Annotated in this window: 11 protein-coding genes; 1 reads left to right on the top strand and 10 read right to left on the bottom strand. The window is 70.4% G+C overall.

Features of this window, described 5'->3' with window-relative positions:
• Window positions 1-100: 100 nt before the first annotated feature.
• From ACZ4RZ_RS42035 to ACZ4RZ_RS42015, 5 genes are all read right to left on the bottom strand, one after another.
• Entirely contained in the window at window positions 101-1,945 is a 1,845-nt protein-coding gene (locus ACZ4RZ_RS42035) for an alpha-galactosidase D (protein ID WP_467752833.1), read from the bottom strand.
• Window positions 1,946-2,023: 78 nt separating this feature from the next.
• The gene (locus ACZ4RZ_RS42030) at window positions 2,024-2,941 is read right to left on the bottom strand and encodes a carbohydrate ABC transporter permease (protein ID WP_467752832.1); all 918 of its coding nucleotides are present in this window, start codon (window positions 2,939-2,941) and stop codon (window positions 2,024-2,026) included.
• Complete coding sequence (locus ACZ4RZ_RS42025; RefSeq protein ID WP_467752831.1) at window positions 2,938-3,858, bottom strand: carbohydrate ABC transporter permease; 921 nt, start codon at window positions 3,856-3,858, stop codon at window positions 2,938-2,940. Before ACZ4RZ_RS42025 ends, ACZ4RZ_RS42030 begins: the two co-directional genes overlap by 4 nt.
• A 26-nt stretch (window positions 3,859-3,884) precedes the next feature.
• Window positions 3,885-5,198, bottom strand: a complete 1,314-nt coding sequence (locus tag ACZ4RZ_RS42020) for an ABC transporter substrate-binding protein (protein ID WP_467752830.1) — start codon at window positions 5,196-5,198, stop codon at window positions 3,885-3,887.
• Between the two features lie 18 nt (window positions 5,199-5,216).
• The gene (locus ACZ4RZ_RS42015; RefSeq protein WP_467752829.1) at window positions 5,217-6,395 is read right to left on the bottom strand and encodes an ROK family protein; all 1,179 of its coding nucleotides are present in this window, start codon (window positions 6,393-6,395) and stop codon (window positions 5,217-5,219) included.
• A 184-nt stretch (window positions 6,396-6,579) separates the two neighbouring features.
• Between ACZ4RZ_RS42015 and ACZ4RZ_RS42010 the strand changes: the two genes are divergently transcribed.
• Window positions 6,580-8,679: an alpha-galactosidase gene (locus ACZ4RZ_RS42010; protein ID WP_467752828.1), complete on the top strand. Its 2,100-nt coding sequence runs from the start codon at window positions 6,580-6,582 to the stop codon at window positions 8,677-8,679.
• A gap of 15 nt (window positions 8,680-8,694) precedes the next feature.
• On the opposite strand, the gene ACZ4RZ_RS42005 is transcribed toward ACZ4RZ_RS42010, so the two are convergent.
• The 5 genes from ACZ4RZ_RS42005 to ACZ4RZ_RS41985 all read right to left on the bottom strand — a co-directional run bounded on the left by ACZ4RZ_RS42005 (window position 8,695) and on the right by ACZ4RZ_RS41985 (window position 13,903).
• Window positions 8,695-8,829 carry a hypothetical protein gene (locus ACZ4RZ_RS42005; protein WP_467752859.1) on the bottom strand — a complete coding sequence of 45 codons (135 nt, stop codon included), beginning with the start codon at window positions 8,827-8,829 and terminating at the stop codon, window positions 8,695-8,697.
• Window positions 8,830-9,261: 432 nt separating this feature from the next.
• Window positions 9,262-9,900, bottom strand: a complete 639-nt coding sequence (locus ACZ4RZ_RS42000) for a hypothetical protein (protein ID WP_467752827.1) — start codon at window positions 9,898-9,900, stop codon at window positions 9,262-9,264.
• A gap of 90 nt (window positions 9,901-9,990) precedes the next feature.
• Window positions 9,991-11,841, bottom strand: coding sequence for a GMC family oxidoreductase (locus ACZ4RZ_RS41995; RefSeq protein ID WP_467752826.1), 1,851 nt, complete (start codon window positions 11,839-11,841; stop codon window positions 9,991-9,993).
• Window positions 11,838-13,220, bottom strand: coding sequence for a hypothetical protein (locus ACZ4RZ_RS41990; protein WP_467752825.1), 1,383 nt, complete (start codon window positions 13,218-13,220; stop codon window positions 11,838-11,840). The genes ACZ4RZ_RS41995 and ACZ4RZ_RS41990 overlap by 4 nt, the downstream gene beginning before the upstream one ends.
• A complete protein-coding gene (locus tag ACZ4RZ_RS41985; RefSeq protein WP_467752824.1) occupies window positions 13,217-13,903 on the bottom strand; it encodes a FadR/GntR family transcriptional regulator in 687 nt (228 codons plus the stop codon). Before ACZ4RZ_RS41985 ends, ACZ4RZ_RS41990 begins: the two co-directional genes overlap by 4 nt.
• Window positions 13,904-13,922 lie beyond the last annotated feature (19 nt).

The following is a 13,922-nucleotide window of genomic DNA, read 5'->3' as shown; positions in this document are numbered from 1 at the left end:
GGGGACGACGGCTGCGAACCGTCGGCGCGGGGCCGGTCCCCGCGGGGCCCGGGTCGTGTCACCGAGCCCCGCGGGAGCGGGTCGGACGGACTGAGCGAGGTCAGACGGACTGCGGAACGACGATCCTGTCGATGTCGGGTGCGTATCCGCTGCCGCTGTCGAAGGTAATGGTGTTGGTGCCCGCCTTCAGTGCCAGCTGAACGCTGACTGTCTCGGCCGTGCTCCAGTCGCCCGTGGAGGGGAACTTCTCGCTGGTGCCGTTACCGCTGTTGGAGAAGACGGTCACCGAACGGGGATCGCCGCTGACGTAGGCGACCTCGACCGTGTAGATCCCGTCCTTCTTCACCGTGACGTCGTTGAACCGCAGCTTGCCGCCCAGGTAGAGGTTGCCGACCTTCTTGCCGCCGGAGCAGGCGTCGCAGCCGGCGACGGAGGCGTTGCCCGACAGGGTGTTGGCCGCGTCCTCGGCCTCGTAGCTCGTGGTCGCGAGCGTGCTGCCGCCGGGCTTGATCGTGAACAGCCGCGAGCCGTGGGCCGGCAGCGCCTCGGTGATCTTGTTCTTGTAGGTCCCGAGGTTCGCCTTGTTCCACAGGTCCCGCACGGAGGCGTTGCCGGTGAAGCCGAAGGACGCCCAGTGGGCGGTGACGGAGGCGGGCGAGTCGCCGAGGTTGAACAGGGCGACGGTGTAGCTGCCGTCGGCGTTCTTGGTGCCCCAGACCTGCTGGTCGCCGACTGGGGTGACCGGGCGCGCGACGGGCGAGTCGTTCTGGTCGACGGCGATGACTTCGTTGTTGGTGAGCAGCGAGATGCCGTAGCTGTCCAGCCTGGTGATGTCGTCACCGGTGAACAGGGGCGACTTGTTGATGGCCCACAGGGTCATGTAGCTCTGCCGCTCGGCCTTGGTGAGACCGTCCATCTCACCGTTGCCGACGTCGATGGCGTCGAGGTCGTTCCATCCTCCCGGACCTGCCTTGCGGCTCCACGCGGGGGCGTCGTCCCAGCGGTCGTTGACCGAGTTCTCCCAGGTGACAAGGGTGTTGCAGTAGCACTCGACATCGGTGTCGATGCGCCAGCCGTTGGAGTACTTCTTCCAGTCGGCCGCGTGACCGATGTCCAGCGACCAGGAGAGTTCGAGGTGGATGGGGCGACCTGCGGCGGCGATGGCCTTCTGCCAGGCGGCTACGTCGAGGACGTTGTTGTAGTTGTCACCGGACTTGAACGAGCCCGGTCCCACACCGTCCAGCTTGAGGAAGTCGTAGCCCCAGTCGGCAAACTGCTGCGCCTGCGAGTCGATGTACTTCTGCGCACAGGGGTTGTCGAAGTTCAGCTTGTAGGCGTTGTCCCAGCCGTTGGTGGTACGCAGGTCCGAGTAGACGACGTCGGCGGTGGTGCAGCCGGCGGCGTTCCAGATCGGCACCTTGCCGTCGCCGTACGCGCCCTTCTCCAGGCCGACGGGCAGGTAGATGCCGGCCTTGAGGCCCTTGGAATGGATGTGGTCGGCGACCGACTTCATGCCGTGCGGAAAGCGGACCGGGTCCGGCGTCTGCCGGCCGTACTGGTCGAACCCGGTCTTCCAGCTCTTGTCCATCCACCAGCCGGCGTCGATGTTGACGTGGTCGTAGCCGTACTTCTTCAGCTTTGCGGCGAGGGCGTCCGTCTGCTTGAGGACGTTCGCCTCGGTGAGGTAGCTGTAGTCGCCGTCCGGGTTGAGCCCCGGGTACTTCGACGACTGCATGCTCCAACTCGACCAGCCCATGTACGGCTTGGCGGCGACCGGAGCGGCGGTGGTGTCGGCCTGGACGGCCGGGGCGGTGGTGTCGGCCTGGGCGGCCGGGACGGCCGTCGCGACGCCCGCGGTGAGAGCGAGGACGAGCACGGCTCTTATGGAGCGACGGCCGGAGCGCGGGGCGGCTCCGGGCATGGCGATGTACGAGGATGACCGCATGGGTCGGACCTCCTGGGACGGTGTCAGCGGGGGCGGTGAAGGCGCGGGGGGCGGCTCGTGCTCCGGCGTTGCGGCGGCTCAGCCCTTGCCCGAGCCGATGGTGAGTCCGCTGATGAACTGGCGCTGGAGCGCGAAGTACACCAGCAGCGTGGGGATCGCGGTCATCAAGGCACCGGCCGCGATGAGGTTGGGATTGGTGAAGTACGCGCCCTGGAGGTTGGCCAGGGCGGAGGTGATGGGGCGCTTGTCGCCGCTCTCGATCAGCGCGAGCGGCCAGAAGAAGTCGTTGTAGATCCAGATCGATTCGAGTGTCGCGAGGGCGGCGAACGCCGGGCGGCACAGCGGCAGGATGATCTGGAAGAACTGCCGCCAGACGGGGGCCCCGTCGACGAGTGCCGCCTCGGAGATCTCCTTGGGGATGGTCTTCATGTAGTTGCTGAGGACGAAGGTGCAGAACCCGGACTGGTAGGCGATGTGGATCGCGATGATGCCCCAGGCCGAGTTGTAGAGGAGAAGCGAGTCGCTCATCCACTGCGGCAGCGGGATGAGGAGGTAGAGCCGGTACAGGGGGGTGATGAGGACCTGCGCCGGGAGCAGGTTGCCCGCGGTGAAGAGCATCAGCAGGACGATGTTCCAGCGGAAGTCGAAGCGGGAGACGAAGAAGGCGACGGCGGCCGAGAACAGCTGTGTGCCGAGGACCGAAGGGACGGTGATGAGAACGGAGTTCCAGAAGAAGTGCGGCATCCCGGACTGGTTCCAGGCGTCCGTGAAGTTGCCGAGGCCCAGGCTGCGCGGCCAGGACAGATAGCCGTGCTTGGCCGTGTCCGAGTAGGGGCGCAGCGAGGTGTACACGGCCCACAGGAGCGGGACGAGCCAGAGCAGGGCAATGCCGGCGAGCATCAGATGGCGGCCGGTCTGGCGCCGGGGCGCCGAAGGGGTGTTCCGCGTCTGGGACTCACGCACCCGGGAGGCGGGCCGCGTCACCGTGGTGGTCACTGGTCCTCCTTGCGGAAGGTCTGGACGAGGAAGGTCCCGATGGCGGCCAGGGAGACCAGGAGCAGGACGACCGCCAGGGCGGAGCCGTAACCGATGTGACTGGACTCGCCGATGATGTTGTCGGTGATGAGGAGGGAGAGCAGCTCCATGCCGGGCTTGCTGCCGACACCGCCGCCGAGGACGTACACGATGTCGAAGGCGCGCAAGGACTCCATGACCGTGACGACGAGGATGATGATGTTGACCGGTTTCAGCGCCGGGAAGACCACGCGCAGGAAGGTCTGGCGGCCGTTGGCGCCGTCGAGCGCGGCGGCTTCCTTCAGCGCCGGGTCGAAGCCCTTCAGCCCTGCCAGGTAGAGGATCATGATGTAGCCGGTGTGCCGCCAGCCGGAGGCGACGAGGACCGCCCACAGGTTGAGGTCGGGGTTGCCGAGCCAGTCGATGTGGTGGCCCGAACCGGCCGCGTTCAGGATGCCGTTGAGGAGTCCGGTGTCCGGGTTGTAGATGATCTCCCAGATGAAACCGACGACGGCCAGGGAGAGCACCATCGGCAGGAAGATCGCGGTCTGGTAGATCCTCGTGAAGCGGATCTTCCGGTCGAGCTGGTAGGCGAGGAAGATGCCGAACGGTGTGGGCAGCACGGCCGTGAACAGCAGCCAGATCACGTTGTGCCGCACCGCGGGCCAGAACGGCGGGTAGTTGTTGAAGATCTCCTGGTAGTTGTCGAGGCCGATCCAGTGGATGTCGGCCAGGTCGATGCCGTCCCAGGTGGTGAAGGAGAGCCCCAGGGAGGCCAGTGCGGGGAGCCAGACAAAGAAGAGCAGGGCGGCGAGCGGGATGCCGATGATGACGGTGAGAAAGATCCGGTCGCCTGGGCCGAGACGGCGGGGGCGAGTCCGGGGCGTGGCGGAGGACACGGTGAGTGCGGCCTTTCCGGTCCTGGTCAGGCCGTGAAGAAACGCGAGCGCTGCGACTCGATCTTCTTCAGCGTGCCGGAGCCGTCGTCGGGGTGGCCGAGCCATTCGGTCAGGCCCGGCAGGACGACGGTGGAGATGAAGCCCGGGTCGCTGTCGCGGTCCGCGAACTGGCTGATGTGCTTGGCGGAGGCGATGAGTTCGGCGGACTTCTTCTGGAGTGCGTTGTACGAGTCCGTCTTGGCCTGTTCGTTGACGGCGAGGTTGCTCGGGTCGACGCCCATGTACAGCTCTTCGGCGTGGGCGCCGCCGAGGAATTCGAGGAGCTTCTTGGCGCCGTCCTCGTTCTTGGGCCTGCGGCTGAGCATGAAGCCGTCGGTCGGCGCCTCGACGGCGTCCTGTCCATGGGTGCCGTCGATCTCGGGGAAGGGGAAGAAATCGATGTCGGCGCGTATCGTCTCGTCGGTGATCTGCTGGCCGAGGAAGAGTCCGATGACGGCCATGCCGGACTTCTTGTCCAGCAGGGACTGGGCGGCGTCCTGCCAGGAGCGGCCGCCGGCGCTCGGCTGGTAGTAGGGGGTCAGCTCACGCCACAGGTCGAGGATCGCGACGGTGCGCTTGTCGGTCCACGAGACCTTGCCCCGCATCAGGGACATGTGGAAGTCGTAGCCGTTGGCCCGCAGGTCGAGGTAGTCGAAGGCGCCGAGGATGCTCCAGCTGTCGCCGCCGCCGTAGCCGGAGGCGATCGGGGCGAGGCCGTCCTTCTTCATCTGCTTGGCGAGCGCGATGAACTCGCTCCACTTCTGCGGGACTTGGTAGCCGCGCTCCTTGAAGAGGCTCTTGCGGTAGAAGACGGCCCACGGGTAGTTGTACAGCGGTACGAAGTAGTACTTGCCGTCCTCGCCGCGCGAGAGCTGCTTGGTGGCGTCGCTGAAGCCCGCGCCGATCTTGTCCCACACGTCGTCGAGGGGGCTGCACAGATTCTTCTTGGCGAAGTACTGCATGCGGTAGCCCGCGAACCAGGTGAAGACGTCGTCCGGGGTGCCCTGCAGATAGGTGGAGATGCTCTTCTGGAAGGTGTCGTGGTCGACGGTGTTGGTCTTCACCTTCAGACCGCTGTCCTTGGCGAACGCCCCGGTCAGGGCGGCGTAGGCCTTCTTGGGGGTGGCGTCGGCGCCGTTGGACCCGAAGGTCACCGTCTTCGGGTCGGCGCCCGCCCCGCTGCCGCAGGCACTCAGGACGGGTGCCCCCAGCGCGGCCGCACCGAGTCCGAACAGCCCACCGACCACGCTGCGCCGACCCGGGCCACGCGCAGCCAGGTGATGGCGGCTCTGCTGCGTCATCGTTACTCCTCGTGCGTACTAGTACGTGTCTGATCTGATGAAGGACTGGATCGCGGTGGCCGCGGCCCCGCGCGCCCACTCCTCGAAAGGCAGCGGGCGGGTCTGTACGTCGCACCGTGCGGCCGATCCGAAGGCGGCCGCGGCGAACGCGTCACGGATCTGCTCGGCGAACAGGTCGTAGGCGGCCAGGCCCTCGCCCGAGATGATCACCCGCTCGGGGCCGAGCAGGTTGGCCACGGTCGCGATGCCGCGCCCGATCGCCTCCCCCGCTCGCGCGTACACCTCCCGCGCTCCGGGGTCGCCTTCGTGGGCCAGGTCCAAAGCCGCGGCGGCATCGGCGACTTGGACGCCGGTCACCTCACGGACCTTGCCGACGATCGCCGAGTCCGCGGCGATCGCCTCGACACAGCCCCGGTTGCCGCAGTGGCAGAGAGGACCGGCCGGGTCGATGGCGACGTGCCCGATCTCGCCGGCCACGCCGTGCGCCCCCGACACGACCTGCCCGTGCACCACCAGGCCGCAGCCGATGCCCGCGCCGACGGTCACCACCGCGAAGTCGGACAGGCCCACTCCGGCGCCGAACCACTGCTCGGCGACGGTCAGCGCCCTGACGTCGTTGTCGACGGTGACCGGCAACCCGGTGGTCATCGCGGCCAGTTCGGCGAGCGGAACGTCGTGCCACTCCAGGAACGGCGAGTAGCGCACCACGCCGGCCGCACGGTCCACGTCGCCGGACACCGCGATGCCCAGTCCCTGGACCCGCACTCCGAAGCCGTCGGCCTCGGTCATCAGCTCCTGGACGAGGGCGGCGGTGGAGGCCAGCACCGCTTTGGGGTCGTGGGTGGTGAGCGGTACGTGCCGGGCCACCCTGATGCGACAGCACAAGTCCGTGAGCACGGCGATCAGTTCGTCGCCCGTCATCTTGACGCCGATGAACAGCGCCCTGCCTCCGTCGACCAGCACCGGGTTGGCGGGCCGCCCGAGGGACGGCTGCCGGGTGTCCTCGTCGACGTCCTCCAGGAGGTAACCGGCCTCGATCAGCGGCCGCACCGCCTTGGTGACCGCCGCCGCCGACAGCCGCGTCCGTGCGGCGATCTCCGAGCGGGTGAGCGGGCCGTGCGACAGCACGGTGGTGAAGATCTGGGAGGCGGCCGGCGTATGGGCCGGGAACGCCTCGGCATGAGAGGTCGAGCGCATGGCCGGAACCTAAGTCCCTTATTTTCTGCTGTCAATGAAAGAAGCAGGATTAACTTGAGGGCCTCTACTGATGGGCACGCAGCCTGCAAATGGCAGATACACGCGAAGTGTTGACATGTGATCGAAGGTCGCGGTTGGCTTTCGACCATCTCGTGGCACTACCGGAACGTGAGGATCCCTGTCGATGATCTCCTTCGCCCCGGACACCGGGGTCTGGCTGCTGGCCACACCGCACACGTCGTACGCGCTGCGCGTCGACGAGACCGGCGCGCCCTGCCACCTCGCCTGGGGCCCACGCCTGACGCTCGCCGAGGCCGAGGAACTCGCCGTGCCCCGGCCCGCCTCGACCAGCAGCTTCGAGGGAAGACCCCCCGTCGGGGAGGAACTTCCGGTGGACGGCGGCACGCGCTACGGGCCGCCGTCGCTGCAAGTCCGGTTCGCGGACGGATCCCGCGCCTTCGAGTGGCAGCCGACCGGCCATCGTGTCGACGAAGGCGAGCTGGAACTGGCGTTCCGCGACCGCCGCTACCCCCTGCATGTGGCGCTCCACTACCGCGTACGGGGCGACACGGACGTCATCGAGCGCTGGACCGTGGTCCGCAACGCCGGCGACGAGCCCGTCACCCTGCTGCGCACCGACTCGGCCGCGTGGACCCTGCCCCCGCTCCGGGACTACCGGCTCAGCCATGTCACCGGACAGTGGTCCGCCGAGAGCCGACTGCGGCGCGGCCAACTCCCGTACGGCGAGACCGTGTTGACGAGCCGCCGTGGGATCACCAGCCACCACGCGAACCCTTGGGTGATGCTGGACTCGGGCGAGGCGACGGAGGAGCACGGCCGGGTGTGGAGCGCCGCCCTCGCGTGGAGCGGGAGTTGGCGGATCACCGCGCAGCGCACCCCGGACGGCCGCGCGGGATTCACCGCAGGCGTGGGCCACGACGGTACGAACGTGCCGCTCTCGCCCGGCGAGGAGTTCACCTCTCCCCCGTTCGCGGGCCTGTGCAGCGACGGCGGCTTCGGGGCGGCCAGTCGTGCCTGGCACGCGTACACCCTGGCCCATGTCCTGCCGCACCCGCACGAGCTCGCGCCGGTGCTCTACAACTCCTGGGAGGCCACGGGCTTCGACGTCGACGAGGTCGGCCAGAAGGCGCTCGCCGAGCGCGCGGCGGAGCTCGGGGTCGAGCTGTACGTCGTCGACGACGGCTGGTTCGGGGCGCGCCGCAGCGACCGGGCCGGCCTCGGCGACTGGACGCCCGCCCCCGACCGCTTCCCCGAGGGGCTGGCACCGCTGGTCGAGGCGGTGCACCGGCTCGGGATGGGCTTCGGCCTGTGGGTGGAGCCCGAGATGGTGAACCCGGACAGCGACCTCTACCGCCAACACCCGGACTGGGTCCTGCACTTCCCGGACCGCCCCCGCTCCGAGCTGCGTAACCAGCTCGTCCTCAACTTCGCCCGCCGCGACGTCGCCGACTGGGCCTACGGCTGGCTGACCCGGCTGGTCGGCGACCACGGCATCGACTTCCTCAAGTGGGACATGAACCGGGCGTTCAGCGAGGCCGGCTGGCCGGGCCGGCAGGACGGCGCCGACCGCCTCGGACCGCAGTACGTGAGCAATCTGTACGACGTCATCGACCGACTCCGCGCCGACCACCCGGCGCTGCGGATCGAGTCGTGCAGTGGCGGGGGCGGCCGGGTCGACCTGGGCATCCTGTCCCGCACGGACCAGGCGTGGGCGTCGGACAACACAGATGCCGCCGACCGTATGTGGATCCAGCACGGCTACGGCCAGGTCTATCCCGCGCGCACCATGGGCTCGTGGGTCACGGACGTACCCAACCAGCTCACCGGCCGCACGGTCCCGCTGCGCTTCCGCTTCCATGTCGCGATGGCCGGAGCGCTCGGCATCGGGGGCGATCTCACACGCTGGTCCGAGGAGGAACTGCGGGAGGGAGCCGCCCTGGTGGCCGAGTACAAGAAGGTGCGCCATCTCGTGCAGCACGGCAGGCTGGACCGCCTGTCGGCGCCTGCCGAGGACTCCGTCTCGGTGGTGCAGTACACGGCACCGGACGCCTCTGAAGCCCTCCTTCTCGCGTACCGCCGTGTCACCCGCCACGGAGCACCCCAGCCACCGGTCCGTCTGCGCGCCCTCACCCCGGGTTCCCGCTACCGCGACACCCGCACCGGCACCGTCCATCACGCCACCGTGCTCCGCGAGTACGGTCTCCACCTCGACCTGCCGCCGGGCGACTGGGCGAGCACGGTGGTGCACCTGGTACGTGAGTGAGAAGTCCGCCGCCGGTCAACGCCCCTGCCGCCGCTCGGCATTGAGCGCGTCCACCGCACCCCGCGTGTCCCCGATCGTCGTGCAGTCCACGGCGACAAAGTTGACCGGACGGCCGCGTTCCCGCTCGTACTCCGACGTGCCCTCAGGCATCCGATCCGGCGACGGACGGCTCCGCCCCGCAACGACCAGAGCGATCGTTACGGGCATCGGAGCGCCCATGCCGGACCGGAGACCCGGCGGCGTGAGGGACCCCGCCCCCGCATTCCCGGACCAGCACCAGATGCGTGCCGCCCGGTAGCGGCGCGAAAGCGGGCGACAGCGTGCCCAACACCGTTCGGAGCACGCGGCTGAGCAGCAGTCCTGGCAACAGGACGCACTACCGCTCAGTCCCTGGGAACGGTTTCCATGCCCTACTGGCAGGAGTTCCGGTACCAGGGTGCCGGGCCGTCGGCCCGCTCCTTGAAGACGACGAGGCGGTGGCCGTCGTCGATCATCCGGCCGAGCGTGGACCAGGGGCGGTTCGAATCGGTGGCCGGGGCGGAGCTGCCACCCGGAGTGCGGGCGCGTGGGCCGGCGACGGCGTCAGTAGCGCTGCGCCTTGGTCAGCCGCGGGGTCAGTACGGGTTCGGCGGGCTGCCTGCTGATGGCGATGGGCTGGGCCCGCTTCCCCGGGTCGAGGTTCTCCGCTCCGACGAACCTGGTCTCCACGACCTTGCCGTCGGAATTCTTGAAGTCGATCTGCACGGCGTACGAGGCCTTGTTGTCGGTCTTGTTGGTGATGGTGACGAGCACGGCGAGCAGCCCGCCGGTCTCTGCCCTGGGCAGGCCCGTCATGGCGACGTCGGACAGCGCGTTGCCGCTGCCCTTCACGTCCTTCAGCTCCTTCTCCGCGGCCGCGGAGGCGCGCGCCGTGTCGGCCGAGACCGACGCCTCGAATGCCGATGCCGCGGCGGAGGCGGAAGAGGCCGCCGCCGACGCCGAGGCGCGCGCGGAGCCGATGATCGAGGAGGCGGCCGAGGACAGGGCGGACGCCGGTGTACCGCTGAAGTCGGACTTGTTCGGCGGGGTCGGGCGCGGGCTGAAGGTGGAGGCGCCGCTGTCGTTGTTGCTGTCCGTGCCGCACGAGACCAGCACGGACCCGCACGCGACCACGGCCAGGAGAACGGCGATCCGGCGTGGTCGGCTCGACCGGTCTCGGCCGTCGGAAATGCGTGTGCTCATGAGGGCTCGTCCTCTTCCTGGCGTACGGGACTCCCCTCATGCTCCGCGCCGGTCCCGGGGTGGGCGAACGGCGCGGACCATCTGAGTGACTCAGCGCGCGGCCGGGCCGCCCTCCCTCTCGAGGCAGGTCTCCGCGATCGCCAGGGCGGCCGCCATGATGCTCAGCTGCGGGTTGACCTCGGGGCAGCCGGGCAGCACCGAGCCGTCCGCGACCAGGACTCCGTGGACGCCGCGCAGCCTGCCCTCCGGGTCGGCCGGTGCCCGCTGCGCATCGGCGCCCGCGGCCGCCGTGCCGGTCGGGTGGAAGGCCGAGAGGTGCAGGTTCCGAGCGTTCACCGAGGTGAGCAGTGCGTCGAGTTCGTGGAGCGATCGGGCGCGCGGGGCGGACGGGACTCCGGTGAGGACCTCCTCGGCGCCCGCCGCGAAGAGCAGCCTGCCCATGGCCCGTACGGCCGTCATGAGCAGGTTGCCGTCACCGGGGTCCAGGTCGTAGCGGACGAGGGTGCGCTCCCGGCCCTGGACCCGGCCGGAGGGCCGGTCGGCGATCATGGCGCCGAGGGTCGCGAGGTGGTCCGTGTCCTCCAGCTCGCGGCGCAGCTCGCGGCCCAGGCCGGGGAGGACGAAACTTCCCATGCCGGGCGGGCTCGCGGTCGCCTCGATGAGGACGCCGCGGGCGTGCAGTTCCTCGACCCCGACGCTCTGCAGCACGCCCTGCCACGCGGTGACCGGCTCGGCGAAGCGTCCCGCGACGCTCGTGGCCGGGTGCACGCTGAGGTTGCGGCCCAGGCGTGGATGTCCGCCGAGGCCCGAGCGGCGCAGCAAGGGCGGTGTCTGCAGCGCTCCGGCCGCCGTCACGACGAGTGGGGCGAGGATCTCCAGTTCGCTGCCGTCCGGCCGGCGCGCCTGTACTCCGGCGGCGCGCGGCGCTCCCGGTGCGTCGTGGTCCAGCAGGACGCGGCGGACCCGCGCGCCCGTGACGATCCGGGCTCCCGCGGCGCACGCGTCCGGCAGCACGGACAGCTGCACGCTCTGCTTGGCGCCGGTGGGACAGCCGACCACGCACTGGCACGAGCCCTTGCAGCCGGGCGCGTTGCGGCGCAGTGGTCCGGACCGCCAGCCGAGCCGGTCGGCCCCCGCTAGGGCGAGCCGCCCGTTGTTGCCCAGCACGTCGAGCGGCTGGGTGGCCACGCGCAGGGTGCGCTCGATCTCGTCCAGCCGGGGCCCGAGGCTCTCGGCGAGGCCGAACCCGTACTCCTGGCTCCACCGGGCCAGCACATGGTCCGGAGTCCGGTAACAGGTACCGGAGTTGACCACGGTGGTGCCGCCGACGGCGCGGCCGGACGGCAGCAGGAGCGGCGGGTTGCCGACGGCCACCGTGGCGCCGCCGTCCCGGTACAGCTCGGTGAATCTGTCGAGCGGCGCCCGGCGGCCGAAGGAAGCCGTCGAGTGGTGTTCGCCCTCCTCCAGGACGACCACGCTCAGTCCGGCCAGCGCGAACGTCCGGGCGGCCACGGCGCCGCCCGCGCCGGATCCGACGACCACCACGTCGGCGGAGGAGCGTGTGGGCCACTCCTGCGCGGGAGTGCAGTCGAGGGGCGGGTCCTCCGGAGCCTGCACAGGAACGGGCGCGGCCGGCATCCTCTCGGTGCCCGCCGCGAGCATCACGGGCACCTTGAGGACGTCGAGCAGCGGGACAAGCCGGGGTCGTGCGGCCAGCGAGCCGAGCACGCTCTCGCGTTCGTCGGGGTGGAGTGCCGCCAGGCGTCTGCCGGTGCGCAGGACGGCGTAGGTGTCCAGGGCCGCGACGGCGGTGTGCACCCCGGCTCGGGCGGGCCGGGGCAGCGCGGCGAGCACCGTGTCCAGCCGGTTCGGTACGCGGGACGGCCAGTCCTCGTCGCCGGTGTCGGCCAGCAGCGCCGCGACGAACCCGTCGGCGGTCACCGCTCGCCCGCCTCGGCGTGCGCGGTGCCGTCCAGGAGCCAGGTGGCCTCCGGGCGCCAGCGGCCCCACCAGCGTTCCAGCACGATGTGGGCGTCGGCGGACTCGCTGTTGCGGCACACGGCACGGGCTCCGTCCGGGTCGCGGTACTCCAGGGTGAGGGTTCGCTCGGCGGGCTGGTCCACCTCGACGCGGATGCGGCGCAGTGCCGTCCGGCCGGTCACCGACCACTTGGGCAGACCGAACACGGCCCGGAACCGTCCCACGCCCAGCCAGCCGACCGCCGACCGCTCCGCCCGGCGCGGCCAGGTCCGGCCCCGCCGGCGCAGGCGCAGGAAGACCAGCGGAGGAAGCCGCCGCAGGCCCGGCCGGGTGGACACGGCCGCCACGATCTCCAGGACGTCGCCGCCGCCCAACTCCGCGTGCAGCCAGGTCCACCGGTGTGCGTTGCCGTGCCCGTAGATGCGGGCCGAGGCGCCGGGGGCGCCGCGCAGGGTCAAGGTCTGTTCACCGTACGAGAATTCTCCCTCGTACGTGGCCCGCACCGCCGGGAGCATCTGGGCGGCGGGCAGCAGCGGCCGACGCCAGGACCAGCGCGGGAAGGTGAACAGCGGTGCCCCATGGGGGCATTCGGTGAGCTTCCAGTGGAAGTCACCGGCGCTTCCTGTCAGTTGGCCCGGGGTGACCGTGACGTTGTCTCCCGCGAAGCCGTCCGCCGGCCGGGTCCAGGGAACGGGCCCGAAGCGGGCATGGCGCACCGCGCCCTCGCGGGGAAACGCCGCGACCCATCCGTGGGCGAACGGCTCGGATCCGTCGGCGGGCGCGGTCACTTCGTGGTGCAGCCAGACGCCGGTGCCGCTCGCCGGATCGGTCAGCGTGGTGTACCAGACTTCGGTGCGGCCCGGTGCGCCGTTCCAGCGCGGTGGGAAGTGCTCCGCACCGCTCTCACGGCGCGGGAAGCGGAAGCTGAGGAGGAACGGCGCGAGGCCGGTCGCCAGCGGGAAGCGGAGCACTCCTTCGCCGACCCGCGCGTCGCCCTCGTACAGCGCGAACGGCAGGACGGTCATCGACTCGACCGGTCGGCGCGCGGTCACGGACTTCCAGCCGTCCAGGGTGAGGCGGCGGCCGTCGGCCGTGAACGCGAGTTGATAGCGGATGCGGCGGCGTGCGAGCGGTGACACCTCCAACTCGCCCTCGGCGCACGGGTCGTCGGCGAACCCGGCGATCCGCACCCGGCCGGTCAGGCGTGCCGGTGTCGTGCGGTGCGGGCGCAGTATGCCGTCGGCTTCGGCGCGCAGGTCGAGGCGTATGCGGCGCTCCCGTGTCTCGGCGTCGAGCCGGACCGTGCCCAGCATCGTCTCCGTGAACGCCGTGCCCCTCATGCGAGACCCTCCAGCATGATGCGCTCGGTGGCCCGCAGATAGGCATCGGCCGCCGCGTGCGCCTGCCGGGCGTCCTGGGCCGTCACCGCCGCGACCACCGGCGCCAGCCGTTCGTAGGCCACCGCGGGGTCGGTGAAGGGCCCCTTGAGCAGGGAGCGGACGGGCAGGTAGGCGTTGAAGAGCGTGTTCGTCAGCAGGACGTAGACGCGGTTGCCGGTGGCCCTGGCGAGTGCGCGGTGCACCTCGACGTCGGCCAGCTGCACCGCGTCGGCGTCGTCGGCCTCCCGTACGGCCTCCAGCAGCGCGTGGAGTTCCCCGCACTGCTTGCGGGTGGCCCTCGACGCGGCCCGCTCGGCGATCAACGCGCCGACACCGCGCCGCACTTCGAAGACCTCGTGGACCCATTTCGCGTCGTGCCGCACGAGCATGGGCAGCAGGTCCGCCCCGCCCAGCCGCGCGTAGTCGCGCACCCTGGTCCCGATTCCGTGCCGGGTTTCGAGCAGGCCCGCCTGGACGAGTCGGCCGAAGGCGTGCTTGAGCGTGGTGCGGGTGACTCCGTAGCCGTCGGCGAGTTGGCGCTCCGCGGGCAGATAACTCCCCGCGGGATGACGGCCGTCGAGTATGTCCGTGCGCAGCCGGTCCTCCAGGACGTCCACGATGGTCTCGCGGGGCAGTGCCTCCACGGTTCTCCCCTCCAGGGCA

Source organism: Streptomyces sp. NPDC027189 (assembly GCF_055566975.1).
Note: the sequence above shows the minus strand (reverse complement) of the source record. Positions and strands in the feature narration are given on the sequence as shown.